27 protein-coding genes are annotated in these 26,680 nt (G+C 38.9%); 26 read left to right on the plus strand and 1 reads right to left on the minus strand.

Annotation, left to right across the window (positions count from 1 at the left end; all coding sequences use genetic code 11):
* Positions 1 to 4: 4 nt before the first annotated feature.
* Positions 5 to 991 carry a type I phosphomannose isomerase catalytic subunit gene (locus LJE09_RS10525; protein ID WP_227311301.1) on the plus strand — a complete coding sequence of 329 codons (987 nt, stop codon included), beginning with the start codon at positions 5 to 7 and terminating at the stop codon, positions 989 to 991.
* A 41-nt stretch (positions 992 to 1,032) separates the two neighbouring features.
* Complete coding sequence (locus tag LJE09_RS10530) at positions 1,033 to 2,706, plus strand: phospho-sugar mutase (RefSeq protein WP_173703538.1); 1,674 nt, start codon at positions 1,033 to 1,035, stop codon at positions 2,704 to 2,706.
* Positions 2,707 to 2,760: 54 nt separating this feature from the next.
* Here the strand turns inward: LJE09_RS10530 and LJE09_RS10535 are convergent, their stop codons facing one another.
* Positions 2,761 to 3,051 carry a hypothetical protein gene (locus LJE09_RS10535; protein WP_155512384.1) on the minus strand — a complete coding sequence of 97 codons (291 nt, stop codon included), beginning with the start codon at positions 3,049 to 3,051 and terminating at the stop codon, positions 2,761 to 2,763.
* 143 nt (positions 3,052 to 3,194) lie between these two features.
* On the opposite strand from LJE09_RS10535, the gene LJE09_RS10540 reads away from it, so the two are divergent.
* The 24 genes from LJE09_RS10540 to LJE09_RS10655 all read left to right on the plus strand — a co-directional run bounded on the left by LJE09_RS10540 (position 3,195) and on the right by LJE09_RS10655 (position 26,642).
* Positions 3,195 to 3,467, plus strand: coding sequence for a helix-turn-helix domain-containing protein (locus LJE09_RS10540; protein ID WP_173703537.1), 273 nt, complete (start codon positions 3,195 to 3,197; stop codon positions 3,465 to 3,467).
* On the plus strand, positions 3,464 to 3,736 hold the full coding sequence (locus LJE09_RS10545; protein WP_055052912.1) for a DUF7724 family protein: 273 nt from the start codon (positions 3,464 to 3,466) through the stop codon (positions 3,734 to 3,736). The genes LJE09_RS10540 and LJE09_RS10545 overlap by 4 nt, the downstream gene beginning before the upstream one ends.
* Complete coding sequence (locus tag LJE09_RS10550) at positions 3,729 to 3,950, plus strand: DUF7723 family protein (RefSeq protein ID WP_081016990.1); 222 nt, start codon at positions 3,729 to 3,731, stop codon at positions 3,948 to 3,950. The genes LJE09_RS10545 and LJE09_RS10550 overlap by 8 nt, the downstream gene beginning before the upstream one ends.
* Before the next feature lies 1 nt (position 3,951).
* Positions 3,952 to 4,236, plus strand: coding sequence for a DUF4160 domain-containing protein (locus LJE09_RS10555; RefSeq protein ID WP_055052910.1), 285 nt, complete (start codon positions 3,952 to 3,954; stop codon positions 4,234 to 4,236).
* A 682-nt stretch (positions 4,237 to 4,918) separates the two neighbouring features.
* Positions 4,919 to 6,073: a tyrosine-type recombinase/integrase gene (locus LJE09_RS10560; protein WP_055052909.1), complete on the plus strand. Its 1,155-nt coding sequence runs from the start codon at positions 4,919 to 4,921 to the stop codon at positions 6,071 to 6,073.
* A 107-nt stretch (positions 6,074 to 6,180) separates the two neighbouring features.
* On the plus strand, positions 6,181 to 6,693 hold the full coding sequence (locus LJE09_RS10565) for a hypothetical protein (RefSeq protein ID WP_055058514.1): 513 nt from the start codon (positions 6,181 to 6,183) through the stop codon (positions 6,691 to 6,693).
* A gap of 164 nt (positions 6,694 to 6,857) precedes the next feature.
* Complete coding sequence (locus LJE09_RS10570; RefSeq protein ID WP_173680975.1) at positions 6,858 to 8,312, plus strand: sugar transferase; 1,455 nt, start codon at positions 6,858 to 6,860, stop codon at positions 8,310 to 8,312.
* Positions 8,313 to 9,136: 824 nt separating this feature from the next.
* On the plus strand, positions 9,137 to 9,967 hold the full coding sequence (locus tag LJE09_RS10575) for a glycosyltransferase (protein ID WP_173703760.1): 831 nt from the start codon (positions 9,137 to 9,139) through the stop codon (positions 9,965 to 9,967).
* A gap of 19 nt (positions 9,968 to 9,986) precedes the next feature.
* Positions 9,987 to 11,096: a glycosyltransferase gene (locus LJE09_RS10580; RefSeq protein WP_195455118.1), complete on the plus strand. Its 1,110-nt coding sequence runs from the start codon at positions 9,987 to 9,989 to the stop codon at positions 11,094 to 11,096.
* Between the two features lie 15 nt (positions 11,097 to 11,111).
* Positions 11,112 to 12,248 (plus strand): polysaccharide pyruvyl transferase family protein, encoded by a 1,137-nt coding sequence (locus tag LJE09_RS10585; RefSeq protein ID WP_117674300.1) that lies wholly within the window; start codon positions 11,112 to 11,114, stop codon positions 12,246 to 12,248.
* The gene (locus LJE09_RS10590; protein WP_227311303.1) at positions 12,232 to 13,374 is read left to right on the plus strand and encodes a Coenzyme F420 hydrogenase/dehydrogenase, beta subunit C-terminal domain; all 1,143 of its coding nucleotides are present in this window, start codon (positions 12,232 to 12,234) and stop codon (positions 13,372 to 13,374) included. The genes LJE09_RS10585 and LJE09_RS10590 overlap by 17 nt, the downstream gene beginning before the upstream one ends.
* A 33-nt stretch (positions 13,375 to 13,407) precedes the next feature.
* A complete protein-coding gene (locus tag LJE09_RS10595) occupies positions 13,408 to 14,589 on the plus strand; it encodes a glycosyltransferase family 4 protein (RefSeq protein ID WP_173703722.1) in 1,182 nt (393 codons plus the stop codon).
* Positions 14,590 to 14,606: 17 nt separating this feature from the next.
* Positions 14,607 to 15,554: a family 43 glycosylhydrolase gene (locus LJE09_RS10600; protein ID WP_055058507.1), complete on the plus strand. Its 948-nt coding sequence runs from the start codon at positions 14,607 to 14,609 to the stop codon at positions 15,552 to 15,554.
* A 22-nt stretch (positions 15,555 to 15,576) separates the two neighbouring features.
* Positions 15,577 to 16,656 (plus strand): glycosyltransferase family 2 protein, encoded by a 1,080-nt coding sequence (locus LJE09_RS10605; protein ID WP_173703723.1) that lies wholly within the window; start codon positions 15,577 to 15,579, stop codon positions 16,654 to 16,656.
* Positions 16,640 to 17,902 carry an O-antigen ligase family protein gene (locus LJE09_RS10610; protein WP_173703724.1) on the plus strand — a complete coding sequence of 421 codons (1,263 nt, stop codon included), beginning with the start codon at positions 16,640 to 16,642 and terminating at the stop codon, positions 17,900 to 17,902. Before LJE09_RS10605 ends, LJE09_RS10610 begins: the two co-directional genes overlap by 17 nt.
* Positions 17,899 to 19,026, plus strand: a complete 1,128-nt coding sequence (gene glf / locus LJE09_RS10615) for a UDP-galactopyranose mutase (RefSeq protein ID WP_173703725.1) — start codon at positions 17,899 to 17,901, stop codon at positions 19,024 to 19,026. The genes LJE09_RS10610 and glf overlap by 4 nt, the downstream gene beginning before the upstream one ends.
* A complete protein-coding gene (locus LJE09_RS10620; RefSeq protein WP_055058503.1) occupies positions 19,023 to 20,123 on the plus strand; it encodes a polysaccharide pyruvyl transferase family protein in 1,101 nt (366 codons plus the stop codon). The genes glf and LJE09_RS10620 overlap by 4 nt, the downstream gene beginning before the upstream one ends.
* A gap of 62 nt (positions 20,124 to 20,185) precedes the next feature.
* Entirely contained in the window at positions 20,186 to 21,592 is a 1,407-nt protein-coding gene (locus LJE09_RS10625; protein ID WP_195455123.1) for a lipopolysaccharide biosynthesis protein, read from the plus strand.
* A 62-nt stretch (positions 21,593 to 21,654) separates the two neighbouring features.
* The gene (locus tag LJE09_RS10630) at positions 21,655 to 22,605 is read left to right on the plus strand and encodes an acyltransferase family protein (RefSeq protein WP_207739571.1); all 951 of its coding nucleotides are present in this window, start codon (positions 21,655 to 21,657) and stop codon (positions 22,603 to 22,605) included.
* A 14-nt stretch (positions 22,606 to 22,619) separates the two neighbouring features.
* Entirely contained in the window at positions 22,620 to 23,639 is a 1,020-nt protein-coding gene (locus LJE09_RS10635) for a Coenzyme F420 hydrogenase/dehydrogenase, beta subunit C-terminal domain (RefSeq protein WP_173702755.1), read from the plus strand.
* The gene (locus tag LJE09_RS10640; protein WP_173702756.1) at positions 23,639 to 24,607 is read left to right on the plus strand and encodes a Coenzyme F420 hydrogenase/dehydrogenase, beta subunit C-terminal domain; all 969 of its coding nucleotides are present in this window, start codon (positions 23,639 to 23,641) and stop codon (positions 24,605 to 24,607) included. The genes LJE09_RS10635 and LJE09_RS10640 overlap by 1 nt, the downstream gene beginning before the upstream one ends.
* Before the next feature lie 99 nt (positions 24,608 to 24,706).
* Complete coding sequence (locus LJE09_RS10645; protein ID WP_227311305.1) at positions 24,707 to 25,633, plus strand: acyltransferase family protein; 927 nt, start codon at positions 24,707 to 24,709, stop codon at positions 25,631 to 25,633.
* A 26-nt stretch (positions 25,634 to 25,659) separates the two neighbouring features.
* Complete coding sequence (locus tag LJE09_RS10650; protein ID WP_179985298.1) at positions 25,660 to 25,866, plus strand: 4Fe-4S binding protein; 207 nt, start codon at positions 25,660 to 25,662, stop codon at positions 25,864 to 25,866.
* Between the two features lie 11 nt (positions 25,867 to 25,877).
* Positions 25,878 to 26,642 carry a sugar phosphate nucleotidyltransferase gene (locus LJE09_RS10655; protein WP_227311307.1) on the plus strand — a complete coding sequence of 255 codons (765 nt, stop codon included), beginning with the start codon at positions 25,878 to 25,880 and terminating at the stop codon, positions 26,640 to 26,642.
* The last annotated feature ends 38 nt before the right edge of the window (positions 26,643 to 26,680 follow it).

Raw genomic sequence — 26,680 nt, forward strand, 5'->3', positions numbered from 1 at the left:
ATGCATGGAAAAAAGAAATGAACCCCTTTTGCTCCGTCCGGCAGGTAAGGATTACCTGTGGGGTGGAAAAAGGCTGAACGATGAATATGGGAAGAATATTGAGTTGTCTCCGTTGGCAGAAACATGGGAATGTTCCACGCATCCGGATGGGGTAAGTACTGTGTGTTGTGGAACGTTTGACAAAATGGAGCTGACTGCGGTCATAAAAGCCCACCCGGAGTATCTGGGAGAACGGCATAAGGGCGAAACAACGCTGCCAATCCTGGTGAAGCTGATCGATGCAAGAAAGGATCTGTCTGTGCAGGTGCATCCGGATGATGACTATGCAAAGATGAAGGAACATGGTCAGCTTGGAAAAACGGAGATGTGGTATGTGCTGGATGCAGCCAGGGATGCAAAACTGATCTACGGTTTGCGGCAGGACTGCACAAAGAAAGAAATGCAAAAGGCACTGGCAGAAGGTACGGTGATGAAGTATCTGCAGAAGGTACCTATTCACAAGGATGACCTGTTTTTTATCCCTGCAGGCACGATCCATGCCATTGGGGCAGGTGCACTCGTGGCAGAAATCCAGGAAAGCTCAAACCTGACCTATCGGCTGTATGATTACGACCGCATAGGAAAGGACGGGAAGAAAAGGGAACTGCATATCGACAAGGCGTTGGATGTGGCAGATCTTTACGGCAGTGCAGAGCCGAGACAGCCGCTGCGGGTTCTGAAGTACCGTCCGGGGATGGCATCGGAGCTATTGATACGCTGCAAATATTTTGAAGTATACCGGATGCTTATCAATACAGAACGCCGACAGACGGTGCATTACCGTGCGGACAGGATGGCATTTCGGGTATTACTGTGCATGGATGGCTGTGGCACGATATCCTATGATGAGGGAACTGTTAATTTTTATAAGGGAGACTGTGTGTTTGTGCCGGCGGATTCAGAAGTCCTTACGATTCACGGACAGGCGCAGTTCCTTGATATCAGAGGATAAAATACAGAACTCCAGGGTATGGGGAAAGACAGGTAGGTAAGATGAAGATTAAGAAGGAATATGAAAGATGGCTGGCAAATGCAGTGGCAGATACGGATGTTGCTGCGGAACTGAAGGCAATGGACTATGTGGAAGTCGAAGATGCGTTTTATCGTGATCTGGCATTTGGAACAGGCGGTCTGCGCGGTGTGATCGGTGCAGGAACAAACCGTATGAACATTTACACAGTTGCAAAGGCTTCTCAGGGATTAGCAGACTATTTGAAGAAACACTTTAAAGAACCTTCTGTTGCAATCGGCTACGACAGCCGTATCAAGAGCGATGTGTTTGCAAAAGTCGCAGCAGGGGTGTTTACAGCAAATGGTGTCAGTGTCAATATCTGGCCTGTCCTGATGCCGGTGCCGACCGTATCTTTTGCGACTCGCTATCTGCATACTTCTGCAGGTGTCATGGTGACAGCTTCCCACAATCCCGGCAAATACAATGGTTACAAGGTCTATGGTGCTGACGGCTGTCAGATCACGACCGAAGCAGCGGCGGAGATTCTTGCCGAGATTGAAAAACTTGACATCTTTGCGGATGTCAAGACCAGTGATTTTGAAGCTGGCGTGGCAAACGGCAGCATCCGGTATATTCCGGACGAGGTTTACACTGCATTTGTAGAGCAGGTCAAGAGTCAGTCAGTCTTGTTTGGCGAGAACGTCAACAAGAATGTAGCCATCGTGTACAGCCCGCTGAATGGTACGGGGTTGAAGCCAGTGACCCGCACCCTCCAGGAGATGGGTTACACTAACATTACTGTGGTCAAGGAGCAGGAGCAGCCAGACGGACACTTTCCGACCTGTCCTTACCCGAATCCTGAGATCAAGGAAGCAATGGCACTGGGCATGGAGTATGCCAGGAAGTGCAACGCTGACTTGTTGTTGGCAACTGACCCGGATTGTGACCGTGTGGGTATTGCTGTCAAGAATAAGGCTGGGGAGTATGAGCTGCTGACCGGCAACCAGACAGGTATGCTGTTGCTGGATTACATTTGCAGTCAGCGCATCAAGCACGGTAAGATGCCTGCCGACCCGGTCATGATCAAGACCATCGTGACGATGGATATGGGCGAGCAGATTGCCGCCCATTACGGACTGCGTACCGTCAACGTGTTGACTGGTTTTAAGTTCATCGGCGAGCAGATTGGCAAGCTGGAACAGCTGGGGAAAGCAGACAGTTATGTGTTCGGCTTCGAAGAAAGCTATGGTTATCTGACCGGCTCTTACGTCCGCGACAAGGACGGCGTGGATGGTGCGTATATGATCTGTGAGATGTTCAGCTACTATGCCACCCGGGGCATCAGCCTGTTGGACAAGCTGGATGAACTGTATAAGACATATGGTTACTGCCTGAACACCCTGCACAGCTATGAGTTCGATGGCAGCGCAGGTTTTGCCAGGATGCAGAGCATCATGCAGGCATTCCGCGGTGGCATTAAGGAGTTTGGCGGAAAGAAGGTTGTCAGGCTGTTGGATTATGTACAGGGACTGGATGGATTGCCCAAGTCTGATGTGTTAAAATTCCTGCTGGAAGACAACTGCTCTCTGGTGGTACGTCCTTCTGGTACCGAACCTAAGCTGAAAATTTATATTTCTGTCAGTGCTGAGAATAAAGAAATGGCAGAGGAAGTAGAAGATGAGATTGCTAAAACTGCAGAAAAGTGGATTTGTTGATTTTGAAAGGCTCCGTAAGGAGCCTTTCGGTGATAATTGGAGAAAAGTATACTGTTAATGTTTAAGAAGTAACGACAGTACACGAGGTCGTGCTCCTCTTTCGTATCGAAATCCAAGTGCGTGACGTATAATTTCCGGTAAATATAATTTTTCTCCATCGCGTGTCAGATAACCTGACTGAATCATGGATTTCTCTTCAGAAGCGGTAAGAGCATCTTCTTCCAAATTCATGGGAAGTGTCTTTTTTTCAGAGTTTTGTTCCTTTTTTAATTCTTCATTTAAATGGGCAAAAGAATCTAATGAGGAATTGACAGATTTTACAAATAATTGTTCCCAAAAACTCATCCAGTCAAGTTCTTTGGCTGCATTGGAATTCAAATCAATAGTATTATCAATGTAATCCGGTTTATAAATATAGGATCTAAGCAAAGAAAATTGTGTTGACTCTGCGCCAATATTGACGTATAATTGGCACAGGAGGAGTTGACATGGTTAAGATAAAAGAGTGGAGACACGGACTGGGAATTACCCAAAAAGCTCTTGCTGATGCAGCAGGGCTGGATCTTCGCTGGGTTCAGAAATTGGAAGCCGGTGATATTGATATTCAAAACGTTACAGTAAAGAGATTTTCTCTTCTCATGAAAGGAATCAGCGAACTCTCCCGGCAGGTTTCGTGTCCATGTTCAATGAAATCAGATATAGAAACAGTGAATGAAATCCATGAAATGGTGGACAGACTTTTTAAGGAGGATTCAGCATGACTGGTGAAGCTACTCTTAGCAATGAGAAAAATTATACAGTATTTCGTTTTGGTAATCATGTGATTCGCTTTGCTGCACCGTATTCTTTGGAGCATTACACGGAAGTGAAAGAGTGGGATAACGGCTACTTGGTAGTGATGGCGAAGTATAAGCAGAATGCTGAACCGGAAGAAGAATACATTGATCTTGTACCGATTCTTCAAAATCTTTATTTTGATGCTGATAAATTTCTAGAACCAATAAAAGGAGTGAAGGTTGCAAATGGCTGATATTAAACAGGTTGCGGATGCGGCGGACATGATTGTGAACGGCTATGCGTTCACACGATGCACAGAGGGCTATCGCGTGTTGAATCTGAATCGCCCAGATCGTGCGGCAGTGTTTTCAAAAGATGGTAAGGTACTTGAAACAAGCATGGATGACATTGAAGTGCGTATTGCTGGAGATTATCTGGAGAAGAACCGTAAGTTTATGGAGGATTAAGATGCCGAAGTATTATGAATATAAAATTGCAGGATACTATTTGTACTTCACATCTTACTGTGTGATTGAGTGTATGCACGTTCATGCGAGTGACCGTAAATTAACCGAGGCAGGTTCGGCAAAGTTTTTTGTAAAAGACAACGGCGATACTGTGCTGCAGAATCGTGGTATTCTCAATGATAGAGAAATCAGAAAGATACAGGAGTTTATCAAACAGAACTATCAGGAAATGTACTTGAAGTGGTCAGAGTATAGCCATGAAGGCTACTATGGAAAAAACAATTAAGTATCGCAACATTGGGATCTTTTATATCTCCTTTCCTTATCATACTTATATTGCAATACGTATTTATACGTATGTCAATTGCTTCGTATGTTTTTCGTATTGTATATTGTGGTCTGATGGGAAGGCAATATGTGGAGTGCTTTGTTTACGACGGGCTATCTGACACAGACAGGAAAGAAAAGCCAGTATGTCAGGAGAAGGATAGTATTAACCCTGCCGGTTTCAAACTGACAGGGTATTTTTTTGTCCATTTTCAGAACAAAAACCTTGAAAAAGAATAAAAAATCTGTTAAAATAAGAACAATAAGTTCTAAAAAATACGAATAAATCAATACAAACAGGGAATAATAATCATAGACGTATTCCTTTATTTTTTACATCAGAAAAGCCCAAAATGTTCTTCCTGAAATCGTAGATTATCACACTAAGGGATTCAGTTTCTTTCGGATTCGATAATTTTCAACTACGGATAATTTTACATAATGTGACACATCTTGTCAATATTTATAAAGCAATCTGCTAAATTCTATGCTATTTTACCAAAGCATATTTATATTATCATTCGTTTTTATGAAATTTTTAATGAGGTTCATCCTTTAATTCGCCATATGGAGCTAAATGGCTTAGCTCATTCACCGTAAATAAAACCGTCACGCGGAAATTGAAAGGAGAACCACTAATTATGCCACGAAAAGGTGAAAACATTTACAAACGCAAAGATGGACGATGGGAAGGAAGATACATCAAAGCACGGTCAAAGACCGGAAAAGCTGTTTACGGATATGTATATGCCCCCACCTATAAGGAAGCAAAAAGAAAGCGCAGTCAAGCTATTATTAATATAGAAGCGAACCAGACTACTATCTGCAAAGTTCCCGAAACTACAATGCCAACATGTTTTATCAGAAAACTGGCAAATGACTGGATGAATTCCATACAGTCTCAAATCAAAAAGTCTTCTTATGTTAAATACTACAATATACTTCATACTTATATTCTTCCGGAATTTGATAATGTTCCATTAAGTGAACTCACTTCATCCCGGATTCAAAAATTCTGTGATGACCTTCTTACACATGGCAGCTCATCCGGAGAGGGACTCTCACCAAAGACGGTTCTAGACATTCTGTCTCTGGTGAGAAGTCTGCTCAGATATGCCCAGATTCAGGGATATCAGCCGCCAAGTACCGGAAAGGAGATCATCATCCGCCAGACTGCGCCGGATACAGTCGTAATTCCACGTTCCTCTCAGGACATTCTCTGCCGATATCTTTATGCCAACATGTCAGAACGCAATCTTGGGATTCTGCTGTGTCTTTTTACGGGAATGCGGGTTGGTGAAATCTGTGCGCTGAAATGGGAAGATTTTTCATTTCAGGAAAAATCTATCCATGTCCACAACACAATGCAGCGGCTGCAAATTCCAGATTCCACCACCGCACAGAAAACCCGTATTATGGTTACATCGCCCAAAAGCAAATGTTCTATCCGTACAATTCCAATTCCAGACAGTTTGATCCAGCTCATTCAAAAGGAATTTCCCAACCGTCAGGGATATGTTCTTGCCGCTGTAAATGAAAAATATATTGAACCCCGCACTATGCAGAAATATTTCCATTATGTACAGAAACAGTGTGGCCTAGTTCCTGTGAATTTCCATGCACTGAGACATACATTTGCCACACGCTGTATTGAACTCGGCTTTGATGTCAAGAGCCTGAGTGAAATTCTTGGACACGCTACTGTAAATATTACCCTGAACCGGTATGTGCATCCCTCCATGGAACTAAAGCAGCAAAACATGCAAAAGCTCTCCTGCCTGTTAACAGTCATATAATCTGGTCAAAAACCCCGAAGCTCCTGATAACTACAGGAGTTTCGGGGTTTTGTACCACTTAGTGTGATACTCTGTGGCTTCAGTTGGAAAATGAGGTGACCTCCGCCATGTTATTCGTGTACGAATGTACGGGAAATATTATCGCAGACTTTAAGAAATTTTACGACACCCAATTGTCAGAACAGGATAAGAAAAAAATTTTCATCCCCACCTATGACTGCATGAAAAGATACCAGGGTTCCTGGCATGTAGAGCAGAAACCACTGTTTACAGACTGCTTCTTCATAGAATGCAGGAACAAAGAGGAACTGAAAACCACACTGAGCAGACAGCACTGCTCAGACTCTCTGGCAGAAGCTGTCATGTCCGGCATAACACCCTTACGTCCGGAACAGGAAGAATTCCTGAAAGCACTGATGCAGCCGGATACAAAGACAATCTCAATGTCAACAGGCTACATCAAAGACGGCACAACTCATGTGACACAGGGACCCCTTCAGGGAAGAGAGAAATTTATCCGCAGAATTGACAGACATAAACGCCTTGCGTGGCTGGTACTCCCGGCGGGAGATGGACAGCAGGAACTGCGCACAGGTCTGGAAATTATTTCAAAAGGGTGATGCACAAATATGAAGATGAGAAAGAGAAATATGACAAATATAAATAAAGAATAAAAAAGCCGGAACATAAAAGACTGCGGCTTATTTGGTTTGTCCGAAGATATCAGACCAGATTGAAGATGCTTTAAAAAAAGAAAAAAGAAGGAGAAGATGAGGAAGAGCGTATGTATAGGAAAAAGTCAAGAGGATGGTATAAACACAAGGATTTCATACTTATAGATTTAATATGCTTATTCTTGTCCTTACTAATTGCACATCTGATTCGAAATGGTTCTGTTCAGAGTCTGTTCAGAGCGGGAATTTACCGCAATATGATAAGCTTCGTAATATTGGCGGATTTATTTCTAATCATTATTTTTGAATCTTACAAAGGAGTTCTGAGAAGGGGGCATTATCAGGAATTACATTCTGTTATCCGGCAGATGATTCTGCTGGAACTGGCAAGTGGTCTGTATCTGTTCACTGTCAGTGATGGACATAGTTTCTCAAGAACTGTTCTGTATCTAATGGGAGTATTTTATGTATTCCTTTCCTATGGCACAAGAATAGCATGGAAGAAACATCTGATCCATAAAATGGCAGAAGGTGGAGAGCATTCGTTATACATTGTAACGAACTATGATCAGGCAGCAAAAGTAATCCAGAATGTAAAAGAACACAATTACAATCGATATAACATCAATGGTCTGATAATCGTTGATAAAAATGCAGTCGGCAGGAAGATTTCAGGAATTCCTGTAGTAGCAGAACTGGAGAATGCAGCATCCTATATCTGCCAGCAATGGGTAGACGAAGTCTTTGTAAATATAGATGAATCTTACTCATATCCGGATGAACTGATACAGGAATTGCTGGAGATGGGAATGGTAGTTCATGTAAATCTGGCAAAAGTGAAAAGTACTTCGGGACAGAAACAGTTTGTAGAAACAGTAGGCGGATATACGGTTCTGACAACCACTATGAACTATGCTACAGACAGACAGGCATTTGCCAAAAGAGCACTGGATATTCTGGGAGGACTTGTAGGATGTTTCCTTACAGGAATTATTTTTATTTTTGTAGCACCGGCTATTTACATCAGTTCGCCAGGTCCAATCTTCTTTTCACAGACACGAATTGGTCAGAATGGAAAACCATTTAAGATGTATAAATTTCGAAGCATGTACATGGATGCCGAAGAACGCAAAGCAGAACTTATGGCACAGAATAAAATGAGCGACGGGCGTATGTTCAAGCTTGACTTTGACCCACGTGTGATTGGAAACAAAATCCTTCCGGACGGAAGCAGAAAAACAGGAATAGGAGAATTTATCAGAAAAACATCCCTCGATGAATTCCCACAGTTCTGGAATGTATTAAATGGAACCATGAGCCTGGTAGGTACCAGACCGATATTACAGGACGAATTGCTGAAATATGAACTGCATCATAGAGCCAGAATCGCCATCAAACCAGGAATTACCGGTATGTGGCAGGTAAGCGGTCGAAGTGATATCACAGATTTTGAAGAAGTCGTGCGACTGGATACAGAATATATCAGTAACTGGAATTTTGGATTGGATATAAAGATTTTGTTTAAGACAGTGATGACGGTTCTGAAGAGGGAAGGGTCGGTATAGGAGGATTCAACGGATGTTTTATGAAGTAAAAAACAAGGGAAATATGATTGCGGCGCCGATAAATGTCTACTCAACAAACCATATTGACGTAGCATCATCGAAAAGAACCTGTTTTGCACACTAATTGAGCTGCTGAAATTGGCTATATTTTACAACTATATGAGCTATAAATGCTAGATACTTATACAAAACGCTGAACTTTTGGCCCGTGCGGCACAAAATTGGCACATCTTTTTCAGAAGAATCATAGAAATGGCGGAAAACAGGAGAAAACAACAAAAATCCATGAGTTTATCATTAACGTCTGAAACTGCTGTTGAGTACACTATCTGACCCGCTAATGACACCTACATCATAACGGTTTGTTGAGTCATGAAAAATAGAGAAAAACAGATGATTTCTACTTCATAAAACAGCTGTTGAGTAGAGCATGTATGGTGATGATAAATTCATGTTTTGTGCGGTGAGAGTGAATAATTTGTTCATGATGAACAGTGGATGACGAGAATTGGACTGGATGATATATACAGTTTTAACAAAACTTGTGCACCGACAAGGTTCGATTCAACAATCCAACACTTAGAAAAAAAGTCATTGCAGGGTATGCGGGGTTCGATTATATAAATCAACACTTCGATGCTTGCAAAAGCAAGACAGGTGTACTCAATAAACCGGAGAAAAGTAGAAATATGATTGCTGCGCCGAAAGGGTATGACAGTAAGGAAAAACACTTAGGTGAACACACGCTGATATCATCCTGAATTTGGATGTGTAGATAGATTAAAAAGAAATGAAAAAGAGATGACGGAAAATGAGGGGAGATAATGATGCAAAATTCAAAATATACAGTTTTAATGTCGGTATACTATAAAGAAAAACCTGAATACTTATCATTGAGTATCGAAAGCATGCTGAATCAAACTGTTAAGCCGGATGAATTTATTATCGTAAAAGATGGTCCTCTCACGACGGAACTTGATGAAGTGATAAATAATTTTGTGACGGCGTATCCTAAAACGTTTAATATTATAGTCAATGAAACTAATCTTGGGTTGGGACCAGCACTTGCAAAAGGAATAGAAAATTCTAAAAATGAGCTTATCGCCAGAATGGATTCGGATGATTATGTGGTCAGCACGAGATGCGAAAGGCAGTTGGAGAAGTTTAGAGAAGATCCAAAATTGGGAATGGTTGGATCTTATGAGGCTGAATTTGTAGATGATATAGATAATGTTATATCAATTCATAGAGTGCCATCTGAGAATGATGAAATCGAACGATTTATGCACCGTAGATGTTCAGTATTGCATCCAACAGTTATGTATAAAAAAAGTGCGGTGTTAAAAAGCGGCAACTATCAGTCAGTCTTGCTGTATGAAGATTATGATCTGTTTGCAAGAATGGTGCTAGAGTATCACATAAAAAGTTATAATATTCCGGAACCTCTGTATTATATACGAACTAGTGAAGACTTTTTTAAACGTCGTGGCGGCATTAAATACGCAAAAACTGTTTTGAAATTTAAGTGGGGACAGTATAGGAAAGGGTATATGTCATTGATGGATTTTTGTATTAGTGGTTTGGGGCAAGCATTTGTTTGCGTGCTTCCGAATTCATTGAGAAAAATCTTTTACATGAAATTTTTGAGAAAGTAATATAGGGATAAAAATAATTATGACAGAACCGATAAGAGTTTTACAGGTTGTAGCATCATTAAATGCTGGAGGAATGGAAAACTATATAATGAATTTGTACCGAATGGTTGATAAATCAAAGGTGCAGTTTGATTTTGTAGTTCATCATGCAGCTGTTGGTCTTTATGAGGATGAAATACAGGAACTGGGCGGTAAAATTTACCATTTTACAGTATTGGATGATAAAAATGTTGTTAAGTATATTTCTGAATTGAACAGGTTCTTTGATGAGCATAAAGAGTATCAAATCATTCATGGTCATCTAAGTAGTCTTGCTGTTTTTTATCTTGGAGTAGCAAAGAAATATAATGTACCATGGAGAATAGCTCATAGCCATGGAGCTGGCTTTTTGCATACCTTGAAAGGGACGGCAAAATATTTGTTATTCAGAACAACAAAATGGAATGCTAATGTTCGTCTGGCGTGCTCAACGGAAGCAGGTAAGTATCTTTATGGAAAAGACACTTTTGAGTTTGTACCAAATGGAATAGATGTGGACAGATTCACGTTCGATGAAAACAAGCGCATTGAAATGCGGAAAATGCTTGGTATCCGTGACGAGTATGTTATTGGTCATGTTGGAAGATTTAATTTACAGAAAAATCATGAGTATCTTTTGCGAATTTTTAAAGAAGTTCAGCAAAAGACACCGAATATCAAGTTATTACTTCTGGGAGAAGGAGAGCTGTTTTCAAAGATTCAAAATTTAGCAGAGGATTTGGAAATCAAGGATAAAATTATCTTTGCCGGGGTTCATAAAGATGTAGAGAATTATTATCAGGCAATGGATGCTTTTGTTTTACCATCCTTGTTTGAGGGACTTCCTGTAACAGGAATAGAAGCGCAGTATTCAGGACTTCCTTGTTTCTTTTCAGATGAGGTGACGAGGGAAGTTAAGATATGCTCTGACACAAAATTTTTGAAAATCGGCAATGAAAATCTTGGCTTATGGGTAGATGCTATCAGCCAACAAAGAATAAACAAGGAACGAAATAAAATTGAACTAATTACGAAAAAGTTTGATATAAGAACTGCTGCAAAGTCAATGGAAAAAAGATATATAGATTTGTGGAAACAAAGTAATAGTTGAAAGGATTATTGATATATGAGTAAAAAGGTTGGGATAATAACACAACATCGAGTGGTTAATTACGGGTCGGTTTTGCAGACCTATGCATTACAAGAAAAAATCAAAGATATGGGCTATGAATGTGAAGTCATTGATTATTATCCAGAACGTTTTACTCCGCTCGGGATGCTAAAAAGGATAAAGAACAAGGGAGAAAAATTCCAAAAGAGTTTTTTGATTAGAAATGCTGCAAGAGCAATAATTATTCCATCTTACATTATACGATTTCGGATGTTTTTTAAGTTTCTCAATGATTATATTGATATGACACCTAAAACATATAAAAGTGAGAAAGAATTAGAAAGCGAAAATTTTGATTATGATGTTTATTGTACAGGAAGCGATCAGGTCTGGAATTATGGATGGAATGAAAGAATTGAATATCCGTATTATCTGGCATTTGCTCCTGAGTCAGCCAGAAAAATATCATATGCTGCAAGTTTTGGAAAAAGTAAATTAGAATCAGATGAAGTAAATGAAACGAGGCGTCTTTTAAAAAGATACGATAGTATTTCTTTGAGAGAACTATCAGGAGTAGAGATTGTTGATAAATTGGGAATCGAGAATAGTACAAATGTTTTAGATCCCACATTGTTATTAAGTGGAGAAGATTGGAGAAAAATTTCTTCCAGAAAGTTCACGAAGGACAGGTATATTCTAATTTACAATTTGAACAGAAATCCAAGAATTGATGCGTATGCAAAAGAACTTTCAATTAAAACAGGTTTGGAAGTTAGGTATTTAAGTTATCAATTACATGAGTTTTACAAGAATGGAAAAATGTTCTGCAATCCACCGGTTGAAGATTTCCTTGCCTTAATTGATGGGGCAGACTATGTTATAACAGATTCGTTCCATGCGACAGCATTTTCTTTGAATTTCAACAAAGAATTTGTAATTGTATATCCGGGAAAATACAGTACAAGATTGCAAAGCATCTTAGAAATTTTAGGATTAACAAATCGAGTTGCAAAAAATGAAAGAGATTTGAGCATTGTTGAATCAAAAATTGATTACAACCGTGTAAATGAGATACTTGCGGCAGAAAGAAAACGTTCTTTGCTATGGCTTAGCAATGCTTTGAGTGGTGTGAAAAATGAAGACAGTATGTGAATTGAATATGTGTAATGGCTGTATGGCTTGTGTGGAAAAGTGCCATAGAAATGCAATTACAATCAAAGATGATTTGAAGTATTATAATGCTCTGATTGATACTAAAAAATGCGTTGACTGTGGACTTTGCACGAAAGTGTGTCCACGAGAAAATGATAATGACATGAGTAAGCCGAAATGGTGGTATCAAGGATGGGCAGATTCTGAAATAAGAGAACATGCTTCATCTGGGGGTGCTGCATCTGCAATTATTCGCGCATTTATAAAGCACGGTGGATATGTAGCATCTTGCTTGTTTGACAGCGGAAAATTTGTATTTGAAGTAACAAATGAGATGGCAGTTGCAAGAAAATTTGCAGGATCAAAATATGTTAAGAGTAATCCGGAAAAAATTTACGGAAAAATTCAATCACTAGTGAAAGCAAATCAGAAAGTTCTTTTTATTGGATTGCCCTGTCAAGTAGCAGCGGTGAATCAATTTATTAAAGATAAGACCAATTTAGTTACCGCTGATTTGATATGTCATGGAACTCCATCACCTTATTTACTTAAAAAGTGCCTTCAAGAATATGGACATGATATAAATACCCTTACAGATATCAATTTTCGAATAAAAAGTTTATATGAGTTGAATAGAGACGGGAAACCTATTGCAGCGTTTCATACTATGGATAATTACCTTATCGCATTCCTTCACTCATATGATTATACAGAAAATTGCTATTCGTGTAAGTTTGCTACTTTAGACAGAGTATCTGATATAACGCTGGGAGATTCTTGGGGAACCGAACTAAGTGGAGAAGTGAAAAATGGTGTGTCACTAATTCTTTGTCAGAGTGAAAAAGGTAAAGAGCTGATTGAGAGTGCTGGATTAAACCTTTTAGATGTCGACATCAATAACGCGATTTCACATAATGAACAGTTAAATAAACCTTCAAAATGCAGTAAATCGCGTGATCAATTCTTTGAAAACTATAACAGGTACAATAACTTTGGAAAAGCCTTGGTGAAAACAGCACCAGGAATTGTGGCGAAAGAAAAAGTAAAATCTATCGTTAAGTATATTGTTCGTGGGGGGGGGAAAACACAGGCTTTCATGATTACAGTAAAAGACGGTAAGATGTAATTGCGAGTCGGCAACGGTAACGGAGGAAAACATATGAGCAAAAAGAAACTTTTAATATACTATCCAGAAAGTATGCTTAAACCAGTAGGAGGTCCGGCAGGGTATCTATTTAATTTGAGACAGGGCTTAGATACATTGAACAAGGAGGAATTTCCGATAGATGTTTCTTTTTATGAAGCGGCACCTAAAAGTTTAAGGGATACTGTCAAAAATAAAGACAAAATACCAAAACGTTTGCGAGAATTTAGAAGAGCAGTTGATGACATTTTTTATGAAAAAAAGGCGTATCCATTAGACGAGAAATTACATCAATATGATATGATTCATTTCCATTCAATTGATGCAATGTATTTATGTAGAAAAACTTTGGAAAATTATAAGGGAACTGTAATTCTAACATCGCATTCTCCGTGCGCAAAGTTTAAGGAAAAACTAGCGTGGCTGAATCCGTTTGATTATAAGATGTTGAAAAAATGGGTTGACAGAATTGAAGAAATGGATGCCTATTCTTTTAAGCGCGCAGATTATATTATTTTTCCATGTAAGGAAGCGGAGGAACCATATTATCATACATGGGAAGGTTATGAACAACTCCGAGAAGGAAAAAAGTATCGTTATATGCCAACTGGAATAGTTGGATGTAAAGCAAAAGTAAATAGAGAAGATTTCAGAAAGAAATACGGAATTCCAGACAACGCTTTTGTGATTTCTTATGCCGGAAGGCACAATGAAATAAAAGGATATGCTGACTTAAAAAGACTTGGAGAAAAGCTCCTTGCGGATAAGAATGTATATTTTCTAATAGCTGGAAAAGAAGAACCGATGACGGGATTGAAAAACGATCACTGGATTGAGGTGGGATGGACAAATGATCCACATTCACTTATTGCCGCTTCAGATGTTTTTGTATTGCCAAATCATGAAACATACTTTGATTTGATATTATTAGAGGTTCTTTCACTTGGAGTACCCGTTGTAATGAGTCGCACAGGCGGGAATAAGTATTTTGAACAGTTCAAGCAACCGGGAATAAAATTTTATGATACGTTGGAAGAAGCACAAGATAGGATATTGGATATTAAAAAAATGCCAGTAGATGAATTGTGCGATGCCAAAGCTGGAATAATTGAAATGTTTAATAATGAATTCACTGTTGAAAAATTTGCAAAAAATTATATTAATATTATTTCAGAAATTGCAGCAAGCATTAGATGACATATAGGAGACTTTTGATGAGCAGCGTATTCTCAAAGGTAAGAAGAAAAATTGAATATATCCATAATAAAAAAGCAACTTATGATTACGCTCCTCAGCAGGGAGGTTGGGAAAAATATGGATCGCCAGTGTTTGGCGATGAAACGACAGCCTCCGTGTTTGATCCATTTGTAGTAATGATAGAAGATAGATACCGCCTTTTTGTCTCGGAACGAAAAAATAGCGGAATAATATGTACTGATTCTACGGATGGTACAGAATGGGAAAAATGGAAAGTTGCTTTAGAAGCAGGGGATAAGGGAAGCTGGGAAGAACGGGTTAATCGCGCTTCTGTTTGTAAAATAGATGGAAAATGGTTGATGTGGTACACTGGACAAAGTAGAAATAATAGTGCAATAGGCATCGCCACAAGTGATGATGGCATTCGATTTACAAGAATGCAACAAAAACCAATTCTTGTTCCGAGTGAGCCATACGAAAAAGGCTCGGTTATGAATCCGTGTGTTCTCTGGGACAAAGATGAAAAAATCTTTAAAATGTGGTATGCAGCTGGTGAGCAATTTGAACCAGATGTTCTTTGCTATGCGGAAAGTAAAGATGGCATTAACTGGGAAAGGTATGCAAATAACCCTATACTTGAAAAGTCGAATGAAAAGTATGATCAATGCAAGGTAGGCGGATGCGATATTTTGAAGGAAAATGATAGATACTATATGTTCTACATTGGATATCAAAATGTGGATACAGCTAGAGTTTGTATGGCAGAGTCAAATGACGGAATACATAATTGGGTTAGAAGTATGGATAATCCTGTTATTTCACCAGAAAAAAAATCCTGGGATGCAGATGCAGTTTACAAGCCTACGGTTGTTTTAAATAAACAAAAAAACAAACTGTTGATGTGGTATAACGGTAGAAAACAAAATTGTGAGCGAATTGGTTTGGCAGAATATCGCATCAAATAGAAGATATGGGGAGGGTTAACCGATGATAGTAAGTATAATTATTCCGGTTTTTAATACAAAATATGAAGATTTATTAAAATGTTTGGATAGTATCCTTGCTCAAACTTTCCCCAATTTTGAAGTGATTATTATTGATGATGGAAGTGAAGATTATTACGGTAATAGACTAGATGAGTTGGTTCAGTTAGATTCTCGTATAAGTGTGTTTCACAAGAAAAATGAAGGGGTCTCAGTAGCTCGTAATTTTGGAGTGAATAAAGCAACAGGACAGTATATCTTATTCGTTGATGGTGATGATATATTAACTCCGTGGTTACTAGAAAGCGCGGTCCAAGCTGTTGAGGATTATGATTGTGATGTTATAGTTGGAATGATAAATACAACAGATAAAAGGCCAAGTATTTTTCCAAGTAGAGAAAAGAACGTAAAATTTGAACTGTTGGATGATCATAAGAAAAAAGAATTGGAGTGTCATATTTTTTCAAAAAGCTGTGAGAGGTGGAGACCTGATCAGGATGGATGGGAATTTAATGGAGAAGGATGTTGGGCACATTTCCTGAAGAAGGAGATTGCACTGGAAAATCAATTTATCCCAGGAGTTGCAGTTGGCGAAGATACTATTTGGGCATTAACCATGTTAAATAGTTCTAAGGATTACCGAATTGGAATGCTTTATGAAAAATGGTATTATTATATTCAAAATGATTATAGTGTGTTGAATAAATATAATCCTAAAATCGTGGGACAATTAACTCTTCCAGTGGATATTCTGGAAAAAAAGTATGGTGCTTCAACAGGCATTGTGCATGCCGCATATACAGATTGGTTACTTATGAAGCTAAAACATATATGTTTTAGAGCATATTTAGCAGAGGAAAATACTGACCCATTCAATAAGAAAGTGTCTGAATTTTCAAAAGTTTTACATACTGCTCCATGGATCGAAGTTTTAAACAGACGTAATACTCAACCGTTCAAAAAGAGACTGAAGTTTTTTTTGTATGATAAGAATATTGCGTTATACTTCTACTCTTGCTTGAAATTGGTGAAAAGAAAAAAATACGATATAGAGGACGGGAGTAGAAATGAAAGTAAAAATTAATCACACATTATTTATAACGCTAAGTTTAATTACGCTGCTGATTGCAGGAAATTATTGGGGGATTGCTCAGTTCGTTTTGCCTTATAAAGCGAGACTATATATTTTGGTTCTTTCTGGAGCGATACCTTTATTATTACCGCTGTATTATAAGAAAAGAAGTATTATTATACCTTGGATGCTTTGTTTTTTCTTTGTGCTTTTTAGAAATCAAGAATTTTTGAGTGGAGGCTACTACAATTCAATAAGATTAATAGGCGCTTACTTATTCATATTTGCCAGCGTTAAAAGTTGTGATTGGATAAAAAAGGCACCCCAAATAATAACAGCAGTAGGAATAGCAAATGTTATTGCAACTCTTTTGTTTTTTGTGAATAATGGATTGTATCAGCTTTTTATTAATACAACTTACAAACAATATCAAGATGGAACACAAGACGGATTGTATGGGTATCGAGCGGCTCTTGCAGATCATTACTCTCAAAATGGAACATATATTACAATAGTTTTATTGACTGTATGGGCTGTATTTTTGACCTTAAATGGTCACGAAAAGAAGCGAAAATATATAATGATAGCTGGTATTGCTACAGTTATCGCACTTCTTCTTACATCTAAAAGAGCACATTTGCTTTTCGGCGTAGCAACTTTAATAGTCGTTTATTATGTTGTTAATCCTGAAAAAAGGTTGTTAAAATCCTTCAAGCTCATGATGGCAGCGGTGGCTGCTTTGATAGGATTGAATTTTCTTATGGATTATGTTCCAGATATTGCAAGAGTATTTGAACGATTTCAAACAGCCGGATCTGATAATGCAAGTTTATTGCGGATTCTTATGTGGGATAGGGCGCGCTCTATTTTTAATCAAAATCCAATATTGGGAATCGGATGGTATGGATTTCGATATAAATCCGGCTTGAGTACGTTAACGGGTGCCACTGCTGGGTGTCATAATATATACCTTGAATTATTATGCGAAACAGGACTTTTAGGTTTCTGTGTGTTTATTATGGCAATGGCATCAAGTATAGTAATAACATGGAAAAATATTAATTTTCTTAGTCATCAAGAACGTGATGTCGAATTGACAAGTATAAAATTAGCCTTATCGGTTTCGTTTGCAATTCAATTTTTTGTGTTGTTATATGGAATGACAGGAAATCCTATATATGATTCGACTTTTTGTTTCTATGCAGTCGCAGTGGCAATTAACATCTCTTTTACATCAAATATGCGAGGTAGAATATGAAATATGATTATTTAGTAGTAGGCTCCGGCCTTTACGGAGCAATATTTGCACATGAAGCAAGGGTACATGGCAAATCTGTATTAGTTGTTGATAAACGCCCCAATATTGCGGGCAATATTTATACCGAGAACATTGAGGGCATTAACGTCCATAAGTACGGCGCACATATCTTCCATACCAACAACAAAAAGGTCTGGAATTATATCACCCAATTTGCCGAGTTCAACCGCTTTACGAACTCGCCTGTAGCCAACTACAAGGGCGAGCTTTACTCGCTGCCGTTCAACATGTATACCTTTAATAAGATGTGGGGCGTGGTTACGCCGGAGGAGGCTGCCGCCAAAATTGAGGAGCAGCGCAAGGAAATCACCGGCGAGCCGAAAAACCTAGAAGAACAGGCAATCTCTCTCGTGGGCCGTGACATCTATGAGAAGCTCATCAAGGGCTACACCGAGAAGCAGTGGGGCCGCGACTGCAAAGATCTGCCCGCCTTCATCATCAAGCGCCTGCCCGTGCGCCTGACCTTTGACAACAACTATTTCAATGCCTTGTATCAGGGAATCCCAATCGGCGGCTACACCAAGATGATTGCCAACCTGCTGGACGGCATCAAGGTGCGCCTGAATACGGACTATCAGGAGCACAAGTCCGAGCTGGATGCGCTGGCTGACAAGGTGGTCTACACCGGCCCCATTGACGCCTACTTTGATTATAAGCTGGGCACCCTCGAGTACCGTTCGGTGCGCTTCGAGACGGAGCTGCTCGACCAGCCGAACTTCCAGGGCAATGCTGCCGTCAACTACACGGACCGTGAGACGCAGTGGACCCGAATCATCGAGCACAAGTGGTTCGAGTTCGGCAAGGATGAGAATGGAAATGACTTGCCGAAAACTATCATCAGCCGTGAATATAGCAGTGAATGGAAACCGGGGGATGAGCCGTATTATCCGGTCAATGATGCTAAGAATAGCTTGCTGTATTCTGAGTACAAGAAGTTGGCAGATGCAGAGAATAAAGTGATTTTCGGCGGTCGTCTGGGCGAGTACAAGTACTACGATATGGATCAGGTTATTGCTGCTGTACTAGAGAAATGTAAGAAAGAATTCGTGGGAGAAAATGTATGAGCAGAATTGGTATATTAACTTTTCATTCTGCAAATAATTTTGGTGCATTGCTACAGGCTGTATCATTACAAAAGACAATTATAGAACATGGTGGTACAGAATGTGAACTTATAAATTATGAGCCAGAGTTTATTTATAAGGATTATTCAATTAGCCCATTCAAAAGTAAGCATCCGAAAGTTATTATTAAAAGCATACTGAGAATTCCGGATAAGATCAAGCGAAATTCAAAGTTTCAGTCATTCAGAGAAGAAAATACAATTTGTTCAGGACAATGCCAAAGTGAAGATTCTTTTGAGAAGACTTGCAACTCCTTTGAAAAAATTATTGTAGGTTCGGATCAGGTATGGAATTACAATCTTACTGAGCATGATATGCACTACTTTCTGCCGGAGATCGATGACTCAGTAGAAAAAATAGCTTACGCAGCAAGTACAGGCGGTGCTGATTTTTCAACAGATGAATCGAATGAAATGATTCAGTGTCTTCAAAGGTTTAAGAATATCTCGGTAAGAGAAAGTGCATCCAAAGAGGCTCTTAATCAAAGATTAAAAGAAAAAAACATTGAAATTGTATTAGATCCGGTTTTCCTCACAACCCAAAGCAATTGGTTGCGTTTGGCGGCAAAGCCAGTAAAAAAAGATTACATCCTTTTTTTCAAAATGGGATATAGTAAGACCGCTGAACCGGCGCTGGAGTTTGCTAAAAAATTAAGCGAAGAAACAGGCTATGAACTTCTTATGTTGTGGGATCAGGAAACGTGGTTTAAATATCGTGATGTTAAGCACATTGGAGCTGCAGGCCCAGCAGAATTTTTGCAGTGGATTGCAGGTGCAAAATGTGTAGTAACAAATTCGTTTCATGCTACAGCTTTTTCTATTATCTTGAACACACCTTTTTATGTGGAAACAGAGATTGAAAGAAAAGATAGGGTTCTTAATATTCTCAATATTTTCAAGTTAGAGAAATGTGGACTTGTAAAAGGAAAATCTGCAAATGGATTGAACATACCAAAAATTGAATGGAATGTAGTGAATTTACTACTGGACAACGAACGTCACAGGTCACTGGATTACATTGATAGGATATTAAAATAAGCAGTTCTGCCTTGGTATTTTATAGCCACATATCAAGGCAGAACTTGTTATAGGAGATACTAATGAGTCGTAAAACAGAATTAGCAAAAAATACGGCCATACTGACAGTGGGAAAGTTATGTACGCAGTGTATTAGCTTTTTCCTACTGCCTTTATATACGGCAATTTTATCAACGGAAGAGTATGGTACATTTGATTTATTAGTCACATATTCAGCTTTATTATTGCCTTTGGTAAACTGGCAACTAGATCAAGGACTATTTAGGTTTATGTTAGATTACCGTGGGAACAAAGAAGAAGAAAGCAAACTTTTGTCAACATTGTTGTTTTCTAGTATGATACAATCTGTTGTCTATTTTGGTATGTATCTAATAATTACTCCCAAATTACATATCGAAAATGCATACTTCCTTTTGCTTTATGTGATTTTACAGGTATTTACAGCACTGTTCTTGCAGTTTGTAAGGGGATTAGGAGAAAGTGTCAAATATACGGTAGCATCCTTTATCTCGGCAACAACAACGACAATATTAAATGTTATTGCTTTGGTTATTTTGAAAATGGGACTCCAAGGATTGTTTGTTTCCACGTTATCTGCACAGATTGTTACATTAATTTATTTGATATTCGCATCAAAATGCTGGGAATATATTTCTCCAAAAAATATTCACCTGAGTATATTTAAAAGTGTTGGAACGTACTCCATTCCGCTAATTCCAAATAATTTGGCTTGGTGGGTTGTAAATGCTTCAGATCGAACAATTATTGCACATTTTCTTACAACAGCAGCAAATGGAATTTACTCTGTTGCAAACAAATTTCCAAATGTATTTATAAGTTTTTATAATATCTTAAATTTATCTTGGACAGAAACAGTTTCATTGCACTATGGTGATGAAGATAGGGATGAATTTTTGACAGAAACAATGACATCATTGTTCAAGTTATTTGCAGCGGCTTGTTTTGGTATTGTTGCCTGTATGCCTTTTGTTTTTCCCATAATGGTTAATCTAAAATACAGCGCTGCATATAATCAGATTTTGATTTTAATGTATGCGATGCTTTTCCGTGTATTGGTTGGATTATATAGTTGTGTCTATGTGGCACAAAAAAACGCAAAAAAGATTGCGTACACATCAATCTCAGCGGCTATTATTAACATCGCAGTCGATTTGATTTTAATTAACAAGATACAAGTGTTTGCAGCATCCCTTTCAACGCTGATTGCCTTTCTTTCAATGTTTATTGTTCGTTATATTGACGTAAATAAAACTGTACACATGAAAATTAGAAAGCCTATTATTATTGGCAGTGTCCTTATTGGTGGGATGCTCATAGGAACATACTATTGCGGAAATAGGATGATCCAATTTGCAGCACTTTGTATTACTGCAGTTTATGCAGTTTTAACTAATGTGGACATGCTGAAATCGGGTGTAAATCTGGTGAAGAGCCGTCTTGGAAAATAAAACTTGAAATAGTGTGAGTTGGGGAGGACAATCTTGAGAGCAGAGCAGATAATATTGACATTCTGAAAGCAACTTGTGCTTTTCTGATTGTTTGTATTCATGTACCGTTTCCGGGAGTAATTGGAAAATATTTTACAGCATTGACTAGAATTGCTGTACCAGTATTCTTTATGATAACCGGATACTTCTACTTTGATGTCGAGGAAAAAAACGGCGAGACTCGGCAGATAAAAAAGATTTTTAAATTGGTACTTGAAGCAAATGTACTTTATCTGCTGTGGGATTCTTTTTATGCCGTATTAAGCCGAAACATGAGCTTCTTGCTTGATACATTTACGATTGAAAATGTGCTGAAATTTATAGCTTTCAATGAGTCTCCGCTGAAGGGGCATCTTTGGTACTTGGGAGCAATCCTGTATGTGCTGATTATTATGCACATCTTTGATAAGCTGAAAATCGAAAAATGCCTTGTTTTTGCGGCACCGTTTTTACTGATGGGAGATTTAATTCTAGGAAAATATTCTGTTCTGTTGCTTGGAAGAGAATTTCCTTATATCCTTGTCCGCAATTTCTTGTTCGTTGGTATTCCTTATTTCTGTATAGGGCGGTTGATTAGAAATGGATTTGGGCAAAAAGTCAAAAAGAAAGTCTTGACTATTTTCTTGATTGTGTTTTCTGCGACATCACTGCTTGAACGATTTGCTCTGGTTAGCCTTAATGTTAATTCAGCAAGAGATCATTATATCAGTACGACCTTATTGGCTATTACGGTATTCTTATTTACCTTGCAATGTCATGGGAGTAATAAAACACTAGCATTGATTGGAAGAAAATATTCCACATGGCTTTACATTTTGCATCCGATATTTATTACCTGTATTGGTATGGTTGCCCATAAAGTGGGTGTGTACGGCATCTATAAGTTCATTGCGCCAATCGTGGTTTACATTACAACATTGATTTTTTTGATGATAGTTGACAAGATAAAAATGGCGGCAGTAATAGACCGCTGAAAGAAGGTGGCAGTTTGATAACAGAAGTGAAAACGAAAGTTTATGCTGGAAGATTGAAAGATAGGGCTTCTCTGTTACGCAGTTCATCCGGTGGAGCTTTTGTAGCTCTTTCGGATTGTTTTCTGGATAACGGTGATGCCGTGGTTTGCGCTGTGTACAATTATGAAGATCACGCCACTGAGTTTCAACTAATCGAAAACAGAGAAGAACGTGACAAGTCTATTGGCTCTAAATATATGCAGAGCAAGCCAGGAAAAATCTATAAGATCGCAGAGGACTGGCTGATTAATCATCCGGAAAAACGATTGCTTTTTGTCGGCATGGGATGTCAGGCCGATGGTTTTCGTAAGTTTGCGGAAATGAAGGGATTCCGTGAACGAGTATGGATAGTTGATATTATCTGTCATGGATCGCCGAGTCCAAGGCTCTGGAAAGAATATGCTGAGTCTGCTGAGAAAAAGTATGGGAAGATTACATATTTGACATTTAAGGATAAGCGGAATGGTTGGAAAGCTCCGACGGCATATGTAACAGCTGGCGGTCAGGAGCATCTGATAAAGGATTATGTTAAAGTCTTTTATAACCAATGTGCATTACGTCTGTCCTGCTATGAATGTCCGTATGCGACAACTGAACGAAAGACGGATATGACAATCGGAGATTTCTGGCATATTGAGGAAACAATTCCGGACTTCTATGATGAAAAAGGCAACTCAATCTTCCTGATCCACACAGACCGAGGAGAGCAGCTCTTTGAGACAGTCAAAGTGAAGTTGGAGTATAGACTAAGCGATACAAAACAATGCTGGCAGGCGAACTTGGAAGCTCCTACTAAAAGATCAGAGCAGAGAGATGAATTTTGGAATGATTATCAAAGGAAAGGAGTGGATTTCGTTATGAAAAAATATGGAACAACTCCCTTAAAAACGAAAATCAAAAACAAGCTTGTTAAGCTAATATCAATCGGGGGGGGGCAAACCCTAAATCCTGATTTGATTTATTATGTTGACTACTCCGAAAGGAGGGCGGCATAATGAATTGGTCGCAGCCTAAGGTATATGCTGTAAAGCATAAAGACGAAGAAATCAGGGCAGCTTCACGTTCTGGTGGTATTTTCACGGCATTGTCAGACTTGGTTTTGGATGATGGTGGTACTGTTTATGGATGCGTTTTAACTGATGATTTTCATGCTGTTCATGTGAGAACTGATAGCAGAGATGGACGAAATCAAATGCGTGGTTCAAAGTATATCCAAAGTAAAATGGGAGATACATATAAGAAAGTACAGGAAGATTTGAATGCAAAAAGAGAGGTGCTATTCTCTGGAACTTCTTGTCAAGTCGCTGGATTAAAGCATTTTCTTGGTAAAGATTATGACAACCTTATATGCATAGATATTGTCTGTCATGGAGTTCCGAGTCCTGTTGTTTGGGATAAGTACCTTAGATGGCAGGAACATAAGAATCATGGAAAAGTTGTTAAGGTTGACTTTAGAAACAAGAAGGATTTCGGATGGAAAGATCATGTTGAAACCATTTGGTTTGATAATGGAAAAAATGTAAGTAGCCCGATTTTTAAGAATCTCTTCTATGGTCACATGGTTCTTAGACCGAGTTGTTATGAATGTCCATATAAGTCCATCATGCATCCAGGAGATATTACGATAGCAGATTATTGGGGAATCGAAAAGGCTGCTCCGGAATTCGATGATAATAAAGGAGTGTCATTGGTCCTAGTTAATAATGAAAAGGCTGATAGCATCTTTGAAAATGTGAAGATTGAATTGAAGTGGAAGAGCACAAGAATTGAAGATAGTATGCAACCACCTTTGAAAGCCCCATTTCCAAAACCAGAGGGAAGAGAACAGTTTTGGAACGATGTGAATGATAAATCTTTTTCGTATATTGCCAGAGCATATGGGGACAATGGAACTGCAAATTATATAAAGAAGGTTCTGAGAAGAGCAAAACGAAAAATACAGCACTTAATAAGTAAAACTTGAGGAAAGGAGTATTTATGAGTGGAAAAGCATTAAACAAGCAGGAAATGGATAGTATCGATCTGGCTAAATTTGTTTTCGCTTTTGCGGTTATTCATATTCATGCGGGGGGGGACGGTCGTACATCCGATTTTAGCAAGTATTGTTAATTCTTTTGATAGCTTAGCGGTTCCGTTTTTTTTTATAGTGGCAGGTTATTTCTTTTTTAACAGAATTGAAAAACTAGAAAACGAAGCTCAGAAAAAAGAATATGCGATAAGTTATCTGTTGAAAACATTGAAAATATATTTTGTCTGGTCAGTTGTGCTTTTACCGAGCAGGTTGATACTGAGTAAAAGTAGTATGCTTGGCGTACTTTTGAAGTGGTTCAGAACCGTATTTTTTATCGGTGATGCGCAGCTATGGTATTTGAATGCATTACTGATTGGATTGATTCTGATTTTGATATTGAAGAAATCGAAAATTAACGATACTTGGATCATGTTGATAGGAGTTGTATTCTTTATTGCCGGTATCTTTGTTCAAAAACAGTTGGATGTGGCATCTGTCAATGGATATGCAGGATTTTGGAAATTGTATTATATGATTTGGGGAAAGACAATAAAAAATGGTGTGTTTATGGGGATGTTTTATTGTATGCTTGGGACGCTAATCCAGAAAATCCCTCAAACAAAAACAGTATTCATTTGCACAATCTCAGCTTTTATACTTTATGTTGTGGGAGTGTACTTTCAGTACGAATGGAGAAAACTGTTGCTACCTGTTGTGTCGGTGCTTGTAGTTGAGTCAGTTATTATGCTACCTTTGCATATTGGATCTTTGGGAAAATGGTTCCGATCTATGAGCACGTTACTGTTTCTGTGCCATTATATTTTTGTCAGAGCGTTTGAATGTTTTCCAACATTAGCAGTTTGTTTCCCAGAAGGAATACATAAATTTACGTTTGTTGGTGTGTCTGCATTTTTATTGTCTGCATTGCTCGTCTGGGCTGGAAATAAAAATAAAAGAATTAGGTGGTTATGGCAATAGTGAAATGAATAGGAAGGTTGTTGTGAATGGTGGAAAAAGAAGTACCAGTATTATATAAAAGAAAGGAAGAATGCTGTGGATGTACAGCTTGTTATGCCATCTGTCCGAAAGAGGCTATTTCTATGGTCGAGGACGAAGAAGGCTTTGAGTATCCGCAGATAGATGAAAGTAAATGTGTTCGTTGCCATCAGTGCATTAAGGTATGTCCGATAAAAGCAGCACGAGCACAGTAAGGAGAGAGATTATGAAAACAACATTACTTATCATGGCGGCCGGAATCGGCAGCCGATTTGGAACAGGAATAAAACAGTTGGAACCGGTCGATGATGCCAACCATATCATCATGGACTACTCAATCCATGATGCGATTGAGGCTGGTTTCAATCATGTGGTATTTATTATCCGTAAGGATATCGAGAAGGAATTCAAAGAGGTCATCGGTGATCGTATCGCAGCTATTTGCTCTGCTCATAATGTAACTGTGGATTACGCTTTTCAGGACATTAACGATATTCCGGGAACTCTGCCGGAAGGACGTACAAAGCCGTGGGGAACTGGTCAGGCTGTGCTTGCAGCAAAGAGCGTAATAAAGACCCCGTTCATTGTAATCAATGCAGATGATTACTATGGAAAAGAAGGTTTCAAGGCAGTCCATGAGTATCTGGTGAATGGTGGCAAGTCCTGCATGGCGGGATTTGTGCTGAAGAACACATTGTCCGATAATGGCGGTGTGACCCGTGGTATCTGCAAGATGGATGAGGATAACAACCTGACTGAGGTTGTGGAAACAAAGAATATCGTGAAGACTGCAACCGGAGCAGAGGCAGACGGTGTGGCTGTCGATGTGAATTCTCTGGTTTCCATGAACATGTGGGGCTTGACTCCTGACTTCCTGGCTGTGTTGGAGGAAGGATTCAAAGAGTTCTTTGAAAAGGAAGTGCCGGGCAATCCGCTGAAGGCAGAGTATCTGATTCCTATTTTCATCGGTCAGCTACTAGAGCGTGTCTGAAAAATAAAAATTGCACAAAACGCATGTTTTATTTCCCT

Origin of the sequence: Blautia sp. DFI.3.45 (genome assembly GCF_020593505.1) — a bacterium.
In the GTDB taxonomy this organism is placed as follows: Bacteria; Bacillota; Clostridia; order Lachnospirales; family Lachnospiraceae; genus Blautia_A; species Blautia_A wexlerae.